The sequence below is a fragment of the Actinoplanes sp. NPDC051343 genome (assembly GCF_044455125.1).
Taxonomy (GTDB): domain Bacteria; phylum Actinomycetota; class Actinomycetes; order Mycobacteriales; family Micromonosporaceae; genus Actinoplanes.
On the sequence record NZ_JBITEL010000024.1, the window covers coordinates 36,617 to 52,984 of the forward strand.

Consider the following 16,368-nt stretch of genomic DNA (forward strand, 5'->3'; position numbering starts at 1 on the left):
CCGTCGCTACTGGCGGGTAACTTAGCGCAAGTCACCCGGGTTAGTCGATGGCCGATGCGGCGGGCACAATAGCAGGGTTGGTCGGCGGGGCAATGGCAGTGCAATCGAGGAGGAACGGTGGCTGAAGGCGTACGCCCGGAGAAGTGCGTGGTGGCCGTCGATGGCCCGTCCGGTTCCGGCAAATCCACCGTCTCCCGGCGCCTGGCCGCCGCGGTCGACGGTGTCTACCTCGACACCGGCGCCATGTACCGGGCCGTGACCTGGGCGGTTCTCCAGGCCGGGGCCGACCTGGCCGACCCCGATTCGATCGCGAAGATCGCGCTCGAGACCGAACTGTCGATCGGCACCGACCCGGCCGCCCCCCACTTCGCGGCCAACGGGATCAACGTCGACGCACCCATCCGGGGGGCCGAGGTCACTGCGGCCGTTTCGGCCGTCGCGGCGGTTCCTTCCGTACGCAAGCACCTCGTGGCCCTACAGCAAGCGATCATCGTCGGGCACCCCCGCATCGTCGTCGAGGGCCGCGACATCGCCTCGGTGGTCGCCCCCGACGCCGACCTGAAGATCTATCTGACCGCTTCCTCGGCCGCGCGCGCCCAGCGCCGCAGCGCCGAGAACGCCTCCGACGTCGCCGCCACCGAAGCCGACCTGACCCGCCGCGACACGCTCGACTCGTCGCGCGCCGCCGACCCGCTGCGTCAGGCCACCGACGCCGTCGAGGTCGACACGACTGGCATGGGCATCGACGAGGTCGTGGCGTACGTCTTGAGGCTTTTGAACAGCAAGGTGAGTTCGTGAGCTCGATGGTCTCTGTCTCTGATTCCGTGCCTGAGGTAGCCGAAGGGCCGGCGCCGGTCGTCGCGGTCGTCGGACGCCCCAACGTGGGCAAGTCGACCCTGGTCAACCGCATCATCGGCCGTCGCCAAGCGGTCGTCGAGGACGTCCCCGGCGTGACCCGCGACCGGGTGCCCTACGACGCCCAGTGGAACGGCCGCCGCTTCACCGTGGTCGACACCGGCGGCTGGGAACCCGACGCGAAGGACCGCGCCGCGGCGATCGCCGCCCAGGCGGAAATCGCCGTGCAGACCGCCGACGTGGTCGTGTTCGTGGTCGACGTGACCGTCGGCGCGACCGACGTCGACGAGGCCGCGGTCAAGATGCTCCGCCGGTCGCACAAGCCGGTGATCCTGGTAGCCAACAAGGCCGACAACCAGAACCTGGAACTCGAAGCCGTCTCGCTGTGGTCGCTCGGCCTCGGCGAACCGCACCCGATCTCGGCACTGCACGGGCGAGGCTCCGGCGACCTGCTCGACGACATCCTCTCCGCCCTGCCCACCCCGCCCCCGATCATCGAGGACGGCCCGCGCGGCCCCCGCCGGGTCGCGCTGGTCGGCCGGCCCAACGTCGGCAAGTCGTCGCTGCTCAACCGGGTGTCCAACGAGGAACGCGCGGTCGTCGACTCCGCCGCCGGCACCACCGTCGACCCCGTCGACAGCCTCGTGCAGATGGACGGCGAAGTCTGGCAGTTCGTCGACACGGCCGGGCTCCGCAAGCGGGTCCACCAGGCGTCGGGCACCGAATATTACGCGTCGCTGCGCACCGCCGGCGCCGTGGAAGCGGCCGAGGTCGGCGTGGTCCTGCTGGACGCCTCGGAGACGATCTCGGAGCAGGACCAGCGGGTCCTGAGCCAGGTCGTGGAGGCCGGGCGGGCACTGGTGATCGCCTTCAACAAGTGGGACCTGGTCGACGCCGACCGACGGATCTTCCTCGACAAGGAGATCGACCGCGAACTGAAGCGCATCCCGTGGGCCGTACGCGTCAACATTTCAGCCAAGACCGGCCGGGCAGTCGACAAGCTGGCGCCGGCTCTGCGTAAGGCGTTGGCTTCGTGGGAGCAGCGGGTGCCTACCGGAACCTTGAACCAGTGGCTGACCGCGTTGACGGCCGCAACGCCGCACCCGGTGCGCGGGGGACGGGCGCCGCGCGTCCTGTTCGCCACGCAGGCCGGCGTGGCGCCGCCGCGGTTCGTGCTGTTCACCACCGGGCCGCTGGACGCCGGATATCAGCGGTTCGTGGAGCGGAAGCTGCGCGAAGAGTTCGGGTTCGAGGGGTCGCCGATCGAGGTTTCGGTGAAACCGCGGAAGAAGACTGGGCCGGGGGGTCGCGGGAAGGCGCACGGGTAGGGTTGGTAGGCTGTTGAGGTTGCCGCGGTGTGGGTTTGCTGGGGCGGCGGGCTGTAGCGCAGCTTGGTAGCGCACTTGACTGGGGGTCAAGGGGTCGCAGGTTCAAATCCTGTCAGCCCGACAAAACAAGCCGGTGACCTGCGAAAACGCAGGTCACCGTTTTGCTCTTCAAGATCGCACCCCCACTTAACCCCCGCTTTTGCCGTCCACCGTGAGCCGTCGTCGCCCGCGAAAATCCCCGGCGTCCCTAACGCGCGGCTCGCGCCACCGGGTTCCCATCTACCTGGTGCTGTCGCTAGAAGACGCGTCCCGACCCGGACCGGGGGAGACGGGCGCGGCGACGAGGCGACCACGGCAGGGTCGGCAATGGAAGCTGTTGCCGCGTTCCTCGCCACGGGCGAAACCCGACCGCCCAAAACCCGGCCTGGCGACTTTCGTCAACCACGCCGACGGCGGATGCCTGACCTGCGCCCTTCGTTGCCTTCGCCGTGATCGCCGCGTTGAGCGGTCAGCGACGGCTGGTCCTGGTCGTACGGGGTCCGCAAAACGCTCTGACCAGTGACTTCGCGACGACCAGCACAAACGCCGGTGCCGTTGAGAGCCGTTGATGCGCGTTCAACGCGGTTCGACGCCGTTCAGAGCACCCCGCTGCTCCCAATCTGCTTCCACCGAACCTGGCCCAGCGGTACTACAGCCAACAGTCCCGACCCGCTGATTCATTGCCTCGTCCGCTATGGAGCCGGCCGCCAGCGTCAGATGACCTTGGCCAACGGGATGTCAGCGTGGTGGATGCCGCGCCTTATCTGCGGCAGATCCGTGCAGGCTCCTCGCAGACGTCGGCTCGGGATTTCCGCCCGGGGGTCCGCGTCGGAGATCCGTTCGACGATCAGGGCTAACATCGGCCGCTGTGACGGGCGGAGGCGGGTTACGGCTGCGGCCGGTTGTGGAGTCGGACCTGGAGATGTTTCGGCGGTTTGCGACCGAGCCGTACCTGGTAGGGCTGGATTGGTCCGGGTTCAAGGACGCGCAGCAGCCGGCCCGCCGGTTCGCCCAGGATGGATACCTCGGCGAACGGGACGGCCGGCTCATCGTCGATGTGCGAGGGCAGGCGTGTGGGCTGGTGAGCTACAGGCAGGGCGTCTACAGCGGCATGGCACCGTACTGGGAGATCGGCATCGCGCTGTTGCCGCAATGGCGTGGCATGGGCATCGGCTGGCGAGCCCAGGCGTTGCTTGCCGACTACCTGTTCAGCCACAGCCCGGCGCAGCGTATCCAGGCCGGGACGCACTCCGAGAACGCCGCCGAGCAGAAGTCCCTGGTGAAGGCCGGCTTTCAGCTCGAGGGCGTGGTCCGGGCGTGTGAGTTCCGTGACGGGGCATGGCGCGACGGATACCTGTACAGCCGGCTGCGTGACGACCCGGAGCCCACGATCACGCCCGTGCCTCATCCGCCGGCAACCTGACCGGGGCGAAACGTCCTACCGGCGACGCCAGGCCCACCCGGACACCGAACGAACGAATGACGGTTCCGGTGACAGCCATTGGTGGCCTGGGCCGCTTCCAACGAGGAGTGACTTCACGGGACGCCAGTCGCCAGGCCTATGACGGTCATCGTCCGTCACGAAGGAGGGACCGCCGTCCGCTCATCGGCAAATCCGTGCACCTGCGATGGCTGATGTCGCCCACAGATTCGCGCATGTCGCTCGTCGAGCCCGTCGCTAACTTGCCTCACCGCGCAGCGGCTTGGCCGAGGCGCGTCCGTATCGTGCACTGAATACCGTGCCCGAAGGGGTGTCGTCGGCCGGGCTGGGCAAGTGCTGCGGTCGTGTCCGCAGCGTCTGCCGGCCGCCGGCTCGTCTGCTCGCTGATGTGTTGATGGGTTCCTCGGTCCGGTGTCAGCCGGGCGGTCGCGGCCGTGGCCGGTCGCTCGCGTGCCGGGAACCCGAGCAGAACCGTTGGTGCGTGCCGGGCGGCGCTACGTCGGGGGCGCCAGCTGGCGGCTCTGGCCCGACAGCCGATTGGACCAACCTGGACGCGCAGACATCGGCCGGTACGGAACCGGATCTGACGCCGCGGAATCGGAAGAGCACCATCGGAGCACCCCGCTCCTACCATCCGGGAAATCGCGGGCCGAAATGGGATACGAAAAGGCCGTGATCAACGTTTCCGCTAGCCACGGCCTTGATCCCGTTGTGCGCCCGAAGGGACTCGAACCCCTAACCTTCTGATCCGTAGATCGGCCTCCGGATGGGCGGCGCCGGCTCGCGGTCTGAAGTACCGCTTCGGACCCCGTCCGCTGGCCGCCAGGGTGGACCTGGTCGGTCAGGCCAGGGATGAGGCTGCATCTGGCCCGGCGGATCGTCCGCGCATCTGCTTGACCTCGCGTCGGCGGGCGGCCGTGGCCCGTTTGGTGGTGTCGAGGCTGGCCGAGTTCGCCATCACCAATCTGGCGGGAAGGTTGGCTTGTGGAGAGATGTCGGCCGATGATTCACAAGCGAGGGCTGCGTCGGGGTCAGGGGAGTCACTCGTGGGGGGCTTGTGATCACCTGTTTTGGTGGGTGAGAGTGCTTGCGGGGTGAGTCGACCTCTTTAGACGTTGTAGGGCAGCGAGCCCGAACCCGACAGCTAACCTGGTAGGCGCCGCAGGATTCGTGTCCTGGCCGAAACGGCGCCGAGTCGTTTTTTGAGCCGGGGACCCACGAACGGGGGTCCCCGGCTTGCTTATCTTCAGTTCCGCATGCTGGCTGCCTCAGGCGTGGGTTCAGCGAGGATCCGTTGCGGTCGGGATGTCCTCGCCGACGGCTTTTTTAGAGCGCGACTGTTTTGTGCGGGCCATTGTCGGCGGTTTTCCATCGGTGGGGCGGCCGGCGCTGCTGCCGAGGGCGCCGCGAGCGCTGGCCCCGCCGACCGGTGCGCTGGGCGCCTTTGCTTACCTCGGGCTGATATGTCTGCGCGGCGTGCCGAATGCGCCTTTCGGTTCGGTCTGCCCGGCGTATGGCCTCTCTCGTCGATCATGTTGCCGTCACGAGTCTGCCGTGGATCCGAACGTGTGGTCAGCACTCACAGTGAGGTCTGTCAATTGATCAGCACTGTGCAGTCTGCACTGACCCTGTTTGCGATAATCTGCACAAGCGCACCGCCGTGCGCTTCGCTCCTGCTAAACGCCACCCTATGTGACTCGAGTCACAGACATGCACCGACCGGAATGCACAGTGCAGTCAGCACTGTTCGGGATGGCATAGTGCAGCAGGTGCGTCAGTGACCTTATGTGAGGGGTAGTCCATGGTCGACATCGACCCCGTCGTCGGACGACGGCACCTCCGCCTGCGGCTGAAGCAACTTCGCCTCGACAAAGGCGACAGCCTGTTGCAGGTGGCAACCGTACTCGACTGGTCGCATTCCAAACTGGTTCGCATCGAGCAGGGCAAGGTGGGCATCTCGCAGACCGATCTGCGGGCGCTGCTGGCCTACTACGGAGTGACCGATCCGGAAGAGATCAAGACTGCTGTCGAACAGGCCCGGGCCAGTAGCAGCAGGCGCCAGCCTTACAGCAAGTACGCGTCCGTGCTGAACGAGGAGTCCCGCAACTTCTTCCTCCTGCAGGAACGTTCGATCTCGTTCATGCAGTTCGATCCTCTACTCATCCCGGGCCTGTTCCAGACGCCCGAGTACGCCGGCGAGGTGGTCCGGGCGCTACGAGCTCAGGACGAGTTAGCCGACGATCCGGAGATCACTCAGATCGTGGAGGCCCGTATCGAACGTCAGGAGCGGCTCCTGGAACGCGCGGACGGGCCGATCATGAGCGTCATTCTCGACGAGTCGGCGTTGCGCCGGTGGGTGGGATCATCGCCTGGCAAGAACGACATCATGATCGGCCAGCTCGAACGGCTCAAGGAACTGACTGGCCACCCGCAGGTCCACATGCAGATCGCCCCGTTCCGGGCCGGGATCTACGCGGGCATCCGAGATCCGTTCGTCGTTCTCGAGCTCCCCGGGGCCTCGCCAGGGCAAACCGAGAGCGCCTTGTATTTGGAGACCAGAGGAGACCTGGTGTTGCGCGAGGAGAACGACGAGGTCGTCGAGCGGACCTCCTACTTCTACGGCCTGCAGAAGCTGTCGCTGCCCGAGAGCGAGACCGACAGGTTCATCGACGGCGTCATCGAAGACCTACGCGCCGTCGATTGACCGACGCCGCGTAGCCGCCTTCCGCGGGGCCCGGCCCGGCGGACGGTGTAGAGCCCGAACACGGGATCCGAGCAGTCGCCGAGGGGGTGCACAGGTGGCGAAGGAGCCATGGCCCAAGCGCAACACAGTAGAGGCTCCACCGCGCGGATCACGTCCGACCGATCTTGTCGCGCAGCTCATGTGGTACCTGGCACGCAGCGCCGCCACCGACACCGCAACCGCGGTCCGGACCGTGTTCGTCTTCACGGCCGTCTTCGTTGCAGTGACAGTGCTCTGCTGTATAGGAGGCTGGGCCGTGCACCTGCTCGCGAACGATCACCTCAACCTGAAACCCATTGTGGGCTGGGCCGTCTCGGTCTTTGGCAGCGGCCTCGGTGTCATCGGCACTGGCTTCGCCTACCGGCGCGTGAAGGGCCGGATGATTCGCCGCAAACAGGCCAAACAACTCGAGGTCAAACGACTCGAGGCCGCCGCAGCTAGACAGGCCCGGCGCGAGGCCGCCAAGCAGACCCGGCCGCAAGTGGGCTCAAGAGCCCGGCCGCAGGCGAAATCGAGGGCCCAGCCGGGATCGGGGAAGAAGAAAACGACAGCTGACAAGAAGGGTCGCAGAAAGAAGTCTTAGATGGACGGCGGCGCGGGAGGTGTGTTAGCCACGCCCGCGCCGCAGCTTGCCGAGTACGTATCCGGAGGCGCAGCCCGCGATAATCGTCAGCAGGATCGCCGTCGAGATCCCAGTGGCAACACCCCAGCGCGAAGACACGTCCGCCGACGAAGCGAGCTTCGCCGCGCCCCTGGCCGCCGCCGTGATCAGAATCCCGGCGACCATGGCGTAAACCGCGCCGCGGATGGGTGGCTGGCCGGTGTCGACGTCCACATCAGCGCCGGCGTCCGCTTCGGGCGGATCTTCGTCGACGCCTTGCACGCGATCATCCAAAGCACTCTGGCTCATGCAACCCCCTCAGGGACCTTGGTTCGCGTCACCTCTGGCGCGGCGCAAATGTCATGCCGACTCTAAGGCCGACACCCGGCTGCCGGTATCGCCCTCCGAGCTCTTCACCCGGTCTGACCATTCATGCTCAACGCACGAACAGGCGACAAGGTTCAACCTCACCGTGGGGTGACAGCCCCTTCGCGCAGGGTGACATCGACCGCTATCATACGTCTGACTGCACGCGTCGTGCAGCCCTCAATGCTTCGAAATGCCCCGCATTCATGCTGGCGCCGCCACGCCTCACATAGCGCGGGGTCACGGACCAGTGGTACGCCGCCGGGCGACTTCAGCGGCCTGACCGAGGAGACGTATGGCGAGGCCAGAGCAGCCCCTGAACTGGCGAAAGAGCTCGTATTGCAGTGACAACGGATGCGTCGAGGTTGCTCACACCACCAGCCACATACTTATGCGTGACTCCACCGACCCCGCCGGCACCACCCTGGCGTTCGACCCGCAGGCGTGGCAGCACTTCATCACCGCGATCAAAGGCGACGAACTCGCCGGTAACTCCGAGGCGTAGGCTCGCTGGGCAAACGCTCGCCATCGGCGACTTCGTTTAAAAACGGTCGACTGAGTACAGGCCCTCAGACCCGGGCGGGGATTCATGTCATCTTCAGTCACGAACGAGGGTCCTACTGCTGCCTCGCAGGGTGACATCAGGGCGAAGATGGTCTGCGGACCCGTCCAGAGCGGTCCCAGGCACAACAATCGCCAAGGGTCCGATGCGACTGTCGTAAGGTCTGGCTGTGTCGGTCGCCTGTGGGCCGCGAATCATCTGCCGGCATATGGGCTGCGGTGGATGCGTGCCATGCCGTAAAGGAAGCAGGTACCTGGTTCTCTTCGACAGAGAGACGCCGGTGACCGGCCGGCGATGATCGGGCTCGTTGGTGGCCGTGCAACCCGCGACGGGGGCCGGCAATTGCCGACTTTGTGCGCGTGAGCCCCAGTCGGCGGCCAGCTGAACGGCTGGGGCGATTCCACTGTGTCCTCTGGCAGGATCGGCGGGCATGGAGAGTGCTGGGCGTGGTCGCCTGCTGGCCGGTATCGGGTTTTGTTGGTGATGTTTGTCCTGGCTGGGATTTCGATTGCTGCTCATCATCATTGGCGGGCAGTCATCGCAACTGAGGATATTCCGATCATCACGGGCTGGTTCTCGGTAGCTTCGACCACGCTCGCCTACCTGTCAGCGAAGGCGTCGAAGGCCGCGGCGGACGACAGCCGGCGGGCGCTGCTGCTGCACTTCCGGCCCGAGAGTGTGCGGGCCGCGTTCAGTGTGCGAGATCCGCGGAGCCCGGAGGCGCAGATGCCGTACATGAAGGTGTCGTCGCCGGCACCATTATGGCTGACCCTTACGCCTCGAGGTCAGAATCCTGCAGAGACGTACACGGTGGTGTGGGTGGGCGACGACAACGTGCCGTCGGCGCGGCGGGAGGTTGTTCTCGAGCCGGGACGGGACGAGTACCTCCAGCTTGTTGGTGTGGCGGCGGAGGAGGACACGAGCGGGGCGATTCGTCAGACGGTGGCTGCGTTGTCGCGGTTGACGATTGAGTGCCGGGACAACCAGATGAAGGCCAAGTGGGTGAAGACGAGGCGTTGGCCGGAGCGTGGGGCGCTCGGCTCTTACCTGTTCGAGTCCGAGCTGGACGAGTAGCCGACCTGGCGCTCCCACGGGGGTGTCGGTTTCCTGACCGTCTTCTATCTGTAGGAGTCGTGAGCTTTTTCATGCGGAAGAGCGCCGTGCGTCGGCGCGCCCGCGTGAAAGTCACCAGCGCGCGCCCGGAGGTCATTAGGCCTCCCTTGCCGTGCGCTTTTCCGAGTTCTATGAGGTCGAGAAGACCGAGGTCGACGACTGGTTCGACCCGTTCCTGCCGGCCGACACTCCGCTGTGTGTCGACCCGTTCCTGATCTACCCCGACGCGAAGGCGCCGTGGGCGGGCGCGCACGACCACATCCTCGACTTCTTCGCGATGGTCTTCGACCTGGTGCGGGCCTCCGGCGGTAACACGGCCTCCCTGGCTTGGAAAAAGGCCGAGGCGCTGCTGATGTTTCCCGAGCCGTCCGAGTTCTGCCTCGGCGTCGCCAATGGCTCCCCGCACGGCTCGGGCTCTGGCCGGGGCTTGCAGGCCGGCATGCTGGAAGGCGTGCGGACCGCCTAGGGGCTCGGCATCGACAACGTCGAGCACATGGAGATGCTCGTGTTGTTCCAGGGCGGCATGGGTCTGGACCGGATGAGCGACGCGGTCTGCAACATCGCCAAGAGCTACTTCATCCGCTACACCCAGGAGGTCGCACGCCGACACGGGATCGCGATGCGGCCCTTCCGGGTTCGCAACGCCGCCTGGAGTGCTGAGCTGGCGATGTGGCAGGACCAGACCGTCGAGCTGCCGCTCAACCCGTTCGTCAAGCGGCCCGCCCCGGTCTTGCTCGTGCCGGACCGGTTCCTCAAGGACATGCCGGTCGTCACCCAGGACGGCTTCTGGGACTGGGCGTGGACCAACCACGCCGAGACCTGCGCATGCACTTCAACTGGGCCGTCGCCCGGCGCCTCTCCAGCGTCGAGAAGGCCCGGCTCGCCCGACAGAATCCCGACATCGTCGCCGAGTACCTGGGCGACCTGGAGCAGAAGGACCACCGTCTGTACCACCTGGCGGACGATCCCAAGCTCCGCTCCCGCACGTGGGAGCTGGGCGGCGAGATCGCGGCGATGGCCAAGCGCATCTTCGTGCCCGACGAGCCGGAGCAGTTCCCCGAATTCGTCGCCGGCCTCATCGACAACTTCCGCCACGCCGTCGAGCGCCAGGGGACTGGCAGCTGTTCTGGAACGGCGGCGTCTCGGTGGCCGAGAAGAAGGTTCAGGCGATCTTTCGCAGCTGCGTGCGCCACTACTGCCAGGCCAACAACGTGTCGTTCGCCGGCGAAGCGGACTCCGGCCGCGGCCCGGTCGACCTCGAGTTCGCCCAGGGTTGGACGGCCCGTGCGCAGATCGAGCTGAAGTTGGTCTCGAGCTCGAAGTTCTGGGACGGCGTCCTCTCCCAGGCGCCTCATTATGCCGTCGCCGCGGACGCCCGCGTCGTCTACTACGTCGGGATCGCCTACACCGACGACGAGATGGCCGAGAGCATCACCAACAAGGTCAAGCTGGGCGCCGAGATCGCGTCGAAGGCGTACGGCGTCGAGGTCCGTGCGGTGATCATCGATACCCGGCAGCAGAAGTCCGCTTCGCACACCAAGCCGGAGCAGGAGTTGCGCGACCAGCTGCACCGAGGGGGATCGTCGTCGGTGACGCCCATCGACGGCGAAGCCTGTGAACCCGGTGGGGAGGATCCGGCCGCGCCGGAGGACGGCACCGCCGCCTAGCTCGACATGGCGGACCAACGTGATGCCGGGAGCCGACCCGGTTCTCGGCATCATGCTAGGCGCCGCCAAGCCTGCTGCGTGCGACAGCGCGCGATATCTGACTCGCCGACCGTCACACCTCCAGTTCGCGGCGGATGTGCGCGGCTCTGGCTCGGGCGCTGTCGGCGCCGGCGTTGTCGCCGCGCGCGGCGCGCAGCGATGCGATCTTCTCGAGAATCATCGCCTCGTTGGGGCGATCACCGGCTCGCTGACACAGCGTGGCCGACTCCTCGAGGTTCTGCAGCGCCTCATCGTGGTCGCCTAGCTTTTCCTGCGCGAGGCCGAGGGTGTGCCGCGCGGCGGCTTCGCCGTGCGGGAATCCTGCGGCGCGGTGCAACGCGATGGCCTGCTCGCAGCACGGAAGGGCCTCGGAGTAGCGCTCGAGGCGCACCAGACACCAGGCCATGCCGCCGAGGGCGTTCGCCTTTTCCTGGGTGATGCCGTGGGTGTCCGCCAGGTCGCAGCATCGAGTGGCCTCGCCCAGCGCAGCTTCGATCCGGCCCTGTTGGTCGTAGAGATAGCCGAGGTCGTGGTGAAGACGAAGCTGGCCGTCGACATCGGCCATGGCTTGATAGCGAGCCAGGGCCGCTTGAAGGTGCTCCTCGGCTTCCTCGAACCGGCTGACCTGCACCAGCGCGCGGCCGAGACTGCGCAGGCAGCGCGGCATGCCAGCCTTGTCGTTGATTTCCTCGCAGGCCCGCAGTGCGGCTTCGCTCAGCTCGATCCAGTCGCTCCAGTGACCGCGCCAGTCCAGGTAGTCGATCATGGTGGTGAGCAGTTGCCAGCCGCGCTTGGGCTGCCCGAGCTGCGCGCAGCGCAGCACCAGCCGGCGCAGCACCGGAAGCTCGACGTCGAACCAGGCGATTGCCGCCGCCTCCGAAGCGACGGTGATCGGCTCGGCGCCGTCCACGGGTGGGTCAAGAGGGAGCGGCTGACGATGCGGGCGCATCCGCGTCGCGCACCGATCGGCCGTGTGCAGATAGTGGTCGAACACGCGAGCTACGCCCGCGATCCGTTGCTCCGCGTCGTCGTCGCGCGCGAGGTCGATGGCGAGCTTCCGGATCAGATCCAGGAAGGTGTATCGCCCGGCGGTTGCCTCCTCGAGCAGGCGCATCTCGCTCAGCTCGGCGAGCGACCGCTCGGCGTCGGAGACCTGCCGGCCGGCCGCGGCGGCGACCGCACCGATGGTCAGCTCGGGGCCCGGGTGCCGGTTTAGGGCGCGGAAGAGGTCCTGGCTGATCGGCGACAACCGCGCGTATGACCAGCGCAGCACCACCGGCAGGCTGGTCGTCTCGTCGCCGGTGTCGAACCCTTCGAGCTCGGCGAGGCTGCGGACGGTCGAGTCGATGTCGCGGCCGGACCGTCTGATCCGCGCGCCGGCGATGGCCAGCGCGAGCGGAAGCCGGCCACAGGCGGCCACGATCGTGTCGGCGACGCTCGCATCGAGCTCCACGCCGCCGAGATGGCCCCGCAGCATGTCGGCCGCCCCGTCCGAATCCGGCCGCTCGACCGGCACGAACCGGGCGCCGCGCAGGACCGCCAGCCCGTCCAGCCGGCGCCGGCTGGTGACCACTGCCAGCGAGGTCGACGAGACCTGGACAAGCGCCTTGACCTGCTCAAGGTTGGCGGCGTTGTCGAGCACCAGCAGCACGCTGCGCCCGGCGAGCTCGGCGCGGTATCTATCCAGCAGGTCTTCCGGGTCCGGCGTAAGACCGCGCTCGTCCACGCCCAGCTTGACCAGCAGCCGCCGTGCGATGGTCTCCGGTTTGAGCGGGGTGCCGGTCGGGTCGAAGCCGCGAAGGTTCAGTGAGATCTGACCATCGGGGTAGTTGCCCGCGACACGAGCACCCCACTGCAGAGCCAGGGCGGTCTTGCCCACTCCGGCCTGGCCGTCGATGACGATGACGCGGGTCGCGCCGCCTGGGCCGGCGGGGTCGACGTGGCGGTCGAGTTCGGCCAGTTCCCGCGTCCGGCCGGCAAAGTTGGGTGGCGGCTCGTCGAGCCGCGGAACGGATCGCGGGCTCTGACCGGGCGCGTTCCCGGCCTCCGCCTCGAGCCGATCGACTAACTCCTGGGCTGCCCTGCGGTCTGCCCGCGGGTCCCAGTTCGTCAACAGGTCGACGGGCGGATCGCCGGTCCAGAGCTCGAGGGCCTCTCGTAGCAACTCCAGCGCACGCCGTGGCTCTCGATCGGCGAGGGCCCGGCCATCCTTCACGAGCCGGGCGAACCGGAACAGGTCGACGGTGTCGCGGTCAACCTCGATGCGGTAGCCCGAGCCGCGGCGGTGCTCGAGGAGATGACCGTCCGGGCGGAGGTCCTTGCGCAGGTCGCTGACGTACTCCTGCAAGGTCGACATCAGCGGCGGGTTGTCCTTCCACAGCCGCTCGAGCAGTTCCTCGACGGTGATGAACCGGCGCTCCAACAACAGGAGCAACAACACTCGGCGTGCTTTGGGCTTGCTCCTCATCTCGATTGGGACGCCGTTGCGTCGTATCTCGAAGGGCCCGAGCAGCCGGAACGTGAGCTCGGAAGGGACGCCGGCCTCATCCATCGAAATTCCCAGTGATCGGCCCAGCGGACGGCCCAGTGATCGGCCCAGCGCGCCGCGGAGGGTCGAAGGTGACGCCCAGATCAGTTGTCGTCACGGATCAACCGTATCCAGGCGCGGTTGACGCCAAACCCCGGCGTCATCTGTCCGACAAGGAGAACCGGCATGAAGGCAAGCATGTCGAGCAAGACACTGAGGTGGACCGTCGTCGGGTCCATTGGCACCGTGCTCGCGATCGTGGTGAGCGTGGTGCTGTGGGCCGTCTCGGCCAGCAGTAGCCGCCCGGGCCAGAACCCGAGCGGACAGACAGTCAACCAGGGCGGCCAGAACAACAACCAGTACGTCAACAACGGCAGCGGCAGCATCACCGTCACGGCCAGCCAGTTCACACAGCAGACGACCGGCAAGACCCGGGCCGAGGCCGAGGCGCTCGCACAGAAGTATGCGGACGTTCCGCCGCCGGTCCACGGCCCGGCCCCGTTCACCATCGTCGATGCCCCCCACGGCGTCTTCATCCGCTCCTCCGGCCGCGCCGACGGCTGGCACGTCGGAGCCGTCACGAACAACGTGACGGTCTGGGCGGACTGCCGGGCGAAGACGGACTTCGACCCCGATCCGACGGACGACACCGGGCCGGAATGGCTCCGCATCCGCTGGCACACCAACAAGACCAACGACTCCCTCGCCGCGCCCCAGCCGTCCGGCCCGTACGCCGCCTGGGTCTACGCCGGCCTGACGGTGCCCGCCGGTCACAACGGCCAGATCCCCACCTGCGATCGAATGGAGTAACAATGCGTCCACGTCTCATCGGCGCCCTGACAGCAGTCCTGACCACCGCTGCTGTCGGCGCGCTCGCCGTGACACCCGCGTCGGCGGACTCGTCCGACTTCACGGACTGTGCCTACCCGTACGTCTGCCTTTACAAGGTTGGCGACGACTCGCTGTGGCACAAGACGGGCCAGTTCCGCGACGTCACTGCCGAATGGCAGAACCTGACCGTCAGCCGGGGCGCCCAGACCCTGGTCAACACCCGACACGACGACGTCGTCTACGTCAAGCACGTTGACGGCTCGGTCGGCTGCTTCCCGCCCGAGAACGACCGCGGTGGTGAGATCGCACCGATCATCGCGATCCGAATCAGCTGGTCCGGAAACTGCTGGTCATAGCGGGACGCTGGTGCGCGAGCCCTGGAAGGATCGCCCATCCGCTCAAGCGGCCTGAAGGGCCGACCGGTCGGAGGTGTACCGCACGCCATGGCCCGGGGCGGCGAAGGATCACCGCAAGGTCCGGGATCGGAAACGCTGCCGCAGAACGGAAGCGCGCACCGGAGCGTTGCTCCCACCATGCGGGAACGCGGGAAAGACATGGGGAACGAGAAGCCGTGACCAAAGCTTCTGCTGGTCACGGCTTGTTCACCCTCCGCGCTCGAAGGGAGTCGCACCCCTAACGTTCTGATCGGTAACTAGTGTCCGGTTCCGATCGCGCAGAGCCCTGCCCAGTCAAACGGGCCTAGATCGGGCTGCGCATCACGTAGCCCACACTGCGCCAGACGCAGCGCGGCTGCCGGCGGCAGCCCGTCCCGAACGAGGTTCACGAAGTCGGTGCCTACCCTCGCGGACGGCTCGCTTCCGACCTGGCCGATACCCGCGATCACCGTGTCGGCGCCTCCCAGCAGCGCGCCGACCGCGAGGCTCAATGGATCCTGACCGAACCTGCTGGCCGCCGTACCGCTCCAGCAGCCGTTGAGAACGACCAGCCGCGGAAGGCCACCGGCGGAAAGGGCGTCGAGGGAGACGGTCGCCACCCCGAATTGCGACGTCGCACCGGCTCCGGTTCCGTGACCGGATACGTACAGGAGGGCGCCGCGCGGGTCGGCTGCGGCGGGATTCGCCAGGTCGTGATGGCCCCCTGGCCACGCGTCGAGAGCCGTCCGCTCAGCGAGAAAGCCGGGCAACGTGGCGTCGAGGTGGCTGAAGGCCGGATGTTCTGCGGCTCGCGCCGCTTCGGCCGTTGCACGGCGCAACAGTAGTTGCAGCGTCCGCAGGCTGGGCGTGAGAACTACCTCGGCCACGTCGGCCAGATGGACACCCGCTCGGATGAATGCCCCGTAGGGGATCTGCCAGAGCCGTGAGTCCGGCACGATCACCACGGACTGGGGCGATTGCGGTGTGCCCGCCCAGATCTGCGGGTCTGGCAGAAGGAACGCGCCCAGTTTCTCCTGCAGGTTCACGGTGACGCCCCGGGGCGGTAGCTGACTGCCCGAAGCCAGCTGTCCCGCCAGCATCGAGGATGGACTTGTCGGCGTCGACATTGCCGACCTCACCGGACTTCTGCAGCACCATGGACTCACTGACCGTGCCGAAGTGAATCATCTGGTCGAAGCCGCGCAGTACGGCCTGGCCAGCACCCTCGCCGAGACTTACGCCTCGGCGCTATCGCCGCCCTTCGGCGAATTCCTGGCGCATGAGGAGGCAGCCCGGGTTATCCGTCAGTACGAACCACAACTGATCCCCGGTCCCCTGCAAACCGAGAACTATGCCCGCGCTGTACTGCAGGCATACGCTGGCGCGACCTGCTCCGCCGAGATCATCGAGCAGCGCGTCGCCGCCCGCCAAGCCCGCCGTGACCTGATTCTTTAGCCGGACGGCCCCGAAGCCCTGTTCGTGATCGACGAGGCGGCGCTGTGCCGGCCGGCCGTGGCGGAGTCCACGAACGGGTCGCTTATGGCGCGACAGCTCGAGGAACTGCTGGCGCAGGCGGCTGAACTGCCTAACGTCACTATCCAGATCATGCCGCTGCGTTCCGGGTTTTACCCCGCCATGAGAGGGCCTTTCGTGATCCTGGAGTTCGAGGATGCCGCCGACGGGCATGTGGTCTATCAGGAGAACCCCGAGGGGAGTGTCTTCTACAAGTACGACATTCAACGGTCCCTCTACTTCTGCCAAGCCTTCACAGCGCTGGAGATCACCGCCATCGCACTGGATCAATTACCGCCTCGATGACCCACGCCTCGATGACCCACCGCAACACCCGCGGGCAAGTACGTCCTCCGGCATCAGTTCCCGG

General features: G+C 67.0%; 15 protein-coding genes, 1 tRNA gene, 1 pseudogene and 1 riboswitch. Of the genes and pseudogenes, 13 read left to right on the forward strand and 4 right to left on the reverse strand.

The genetic code is table 11. The features are described 5' to 3' along the window. Positions 1-117 precede the first annotated feature (117 nt). From cmk to ACIA5C_RS45910, 6 genes are all read left to right on the forward strand, one after another. Entirely contained in the window at positions 118-798 is a 681-nt protein-coding gene (gene cmk / locus ACIA5C_RS45885) for a (d)CMP kinase (protein ID WP_396067116.1), read from the forward strand. 26 nt (positions 799-824) lie between these two features. After that, complete coding sequence (gene der / locus ACIA5C_RS45890) at positions 825-2,183, forward strand: ribosome biogenesis GTPase Der (protein WP_396067119.1); 1,359 nt, start codon at positions 825-827, stop codon at positions 2,181-2,183. 47 nt (positions 2,184-2,230) lie between these two features. After that, a tRNA-Pro gene (locus ACIA5C_RS45895) sits at positions 2,231-2,304 on the forward strand. A gap of 786 nt (positions 2,305-3,090) precedes the next feature. Then, positions 3,091-3,645, forward strand: coding sequence for a GNAT family N-acetyltransferase (locus tag ACIA5C_RS45900; protein ID WP_396067122.1), 555 nt, complete (start codon positions 3,091-3,093; stop codon positions 3,643-3,645). A 1,005-nt stretch (positions 3,646-4,650) separates the two neighbouring features. Then, a riboswitch (cyclic di-AMP (ydaO/yuaA leader) is annotated at positions 4,651-4,837 on the forward strand. 627 nt (positions 4,838-5,464) lie between these two features. Further along, complete coding sequence (locus ACIA5C_RS45905; RefSeq protein WP_396067125.1) at positions 5,465-6,367, forward strand: helix-turn-helix domain-containing protein; 903 nt, start codon at positions 5,465-5,467, stop codon at positions 6,365-6,367. 94 nt (positions 6,368-6,461) lie between these two features. Then, positions 6,462-6,989: a hypothetical protein gene (locus ACIA5C_RS45910; RefSeq protein WP_396067128.1), complete on the forward strand. Its 528-nt coding sequence runs from the start codon at positions 6,462-6,464 to the stop codon at positions 6,987-6,989. A gap of 24 nt (positions 6,990-7,013) precedes the next feature. Here ACIA5C_RS45910 and ACIA5C_RS45915 read toward each other — a convergent pair whose 3' ends face one another. Next, positions 7,014-7,316 (reverse strand): hypothetical protein, encoded by a 303-nt coding sequence (locus ACIA5C_RS45915; protein ID WP_396067130.1) that lies wholly within the window; start codon positions 7,314-7,316, stop codon positions 7,014-7,016. A gap of 352 nt (positions 7,317-7,668) precedes the next feature. Here ACIA5C_RS45915 and ACIA5C_RS45920 point away from each other — a divergent pair, with 352 nt between their 5' ends. The 3 genes from ACIA5C_RS45920 to ACIA5C_RS45930 all read left to right on the forward strand — a co-directional run bounded on the left by ACIA5C_RS45920 (position 7,669) and on the right by ACIA5C_RS45930 (position 9,514). Then, complete coding sequence (locus ACIA5C_RS45920; RefSeq protein ID WP_396067132.1) at positions 7,669-7,878, forward strand: DUF397 domain-containing protein; 210 nt, start codon at positions 7,669-7,671, stop codon at positions 7,876-7,878. 537 nt (positions 7,879-8,415) lie between these two features. After that, positions 8,416-9,009 carry a hypothetical protein gene (locus ACIA5C_RS45925; RefSeq protein WP_396067134.1) on the forward strand — a complete coding sequence of 198 codons (594 nt, stop codon included), beginning with the start codon at positions 8,416-8,418 and terminating at the stop codon, positions 9,007-9,009. Between the two features lie 151 nt (positions 9,010-9,160). Next, complete coding sequence (locus ACIA5C_RS45930; RefSeq protein WP_396067136.1) at positions 9,161-9,514, forward strand: hypothetical protein; 354 nt, start codon at positions 9,161-9,163, stop codon at positions 9,512-9,514. Positions 9,515-9,630: 116 nt separating this feature from the next. Here the strand turns inward: ACIA5C_RS45930 and ACIA5C_RS45935 are convergent, their stop codons facing one another. Further along, complete coding sequence (locus ACIA5C_RS45935; protein ID WP_396067138.1) at positions 9,631-10,143, reverse strand: hypothetical protein; 513 nt, start codon at positions 10,141-10,143, stop codon at positions 9,631-9,633. Positions 10,144-10,193: 50 nt separating this feature from the next. Between ACIA5C_RS45935 and ACIA5C_RS45940 the strand changes: the two genes are divergently transcribed. After that, positions 10,194-10,715, forward strand: coding sequence for a hypothetical protein (locus ACIA5C_RS45940; RefSeq protein ID WP_396067141.1), 522 nt, complete (start codon positions 10,194-10,196; stop codon positions 10,713-10,715). A 112-nt stretch (positions 10,716-10,827) separates the two neighbouring features. Here the strand turns inward: ACIA5C_RS45940 and ACIA5C_RS45945 are convergent, their stop codons facing one another. After that, positions 10,828-13,305: a tetratricopeptide repeat protein gene (locus ACIA5C_RS45945; RefSeq protein WP_396067143.1), complete on the reverse strand. Its 2,478-nt coding sequence runs from the start codon at positions 13,303-13,305 to the stop codon at positions 10,828-10,830. 162 nt (positions 13,306-13,467) lie between these two features. Here ACIA5C_RS45945 and ACIA5C_RS45950 point away from each other — a divergent pair, with 162 nt between their 5' ends. Together ACIA5C_RS45950 and ACIA5C_RS45955 are read left to right on the forward strand one after the other, a co-directional pair. Beyond that, positions 13,468-14,091: a hypothetical protein gene (locus ACIA5C_RS45950; protein ID WP_396067145.1), complete on the forward strand. Its 624-nt coding sequence runs from the start codon at positions 13,468-13,470 to the stop codon at positions 14,089-14,091. A 2-nt stretch (positions 14,092-14,093) separates the two neighbouring features. Next, complete coding sequence (locus tag ACIA5C_RS45955) at positions 14,094-14,468, forward strand: hypothetical protein (RefSeq protein WP_396067147.1); 375 nt, start codon at positions 14,094-14,096, stop codon at positions 14,466-14,468. A gap of 296 nt (positions 14,469-14,764) precedes the next feature. Here ACIA5C_RS45955 and ACIA5C_RS45960 read toward each other — a convergent pair whose 3' ends face one another. Further along, entirely contained in the window at positions 14,765-15,532 is a 768-nt protein-coding gene (locus tag ACIA5C_RS45960) for a CHAT domain-containing protein (protein WP_396067149.1), read from the reverse strand. Positions 15,533-15,665: 133 nt separating this feature from the next. Here ACIA5C_RS45960 and ACIA5C_RS45965 point away from each other — a divergent pair. Continuing rightward, positions 15,666-16,304: pseudogene (locus tag ACIA5C_RS45965) on the forward strand (DUF5753 domain-containing protein). The last annotated feature ends 64 nt before the right edge of the window (positions 16,305-16,368 follow it).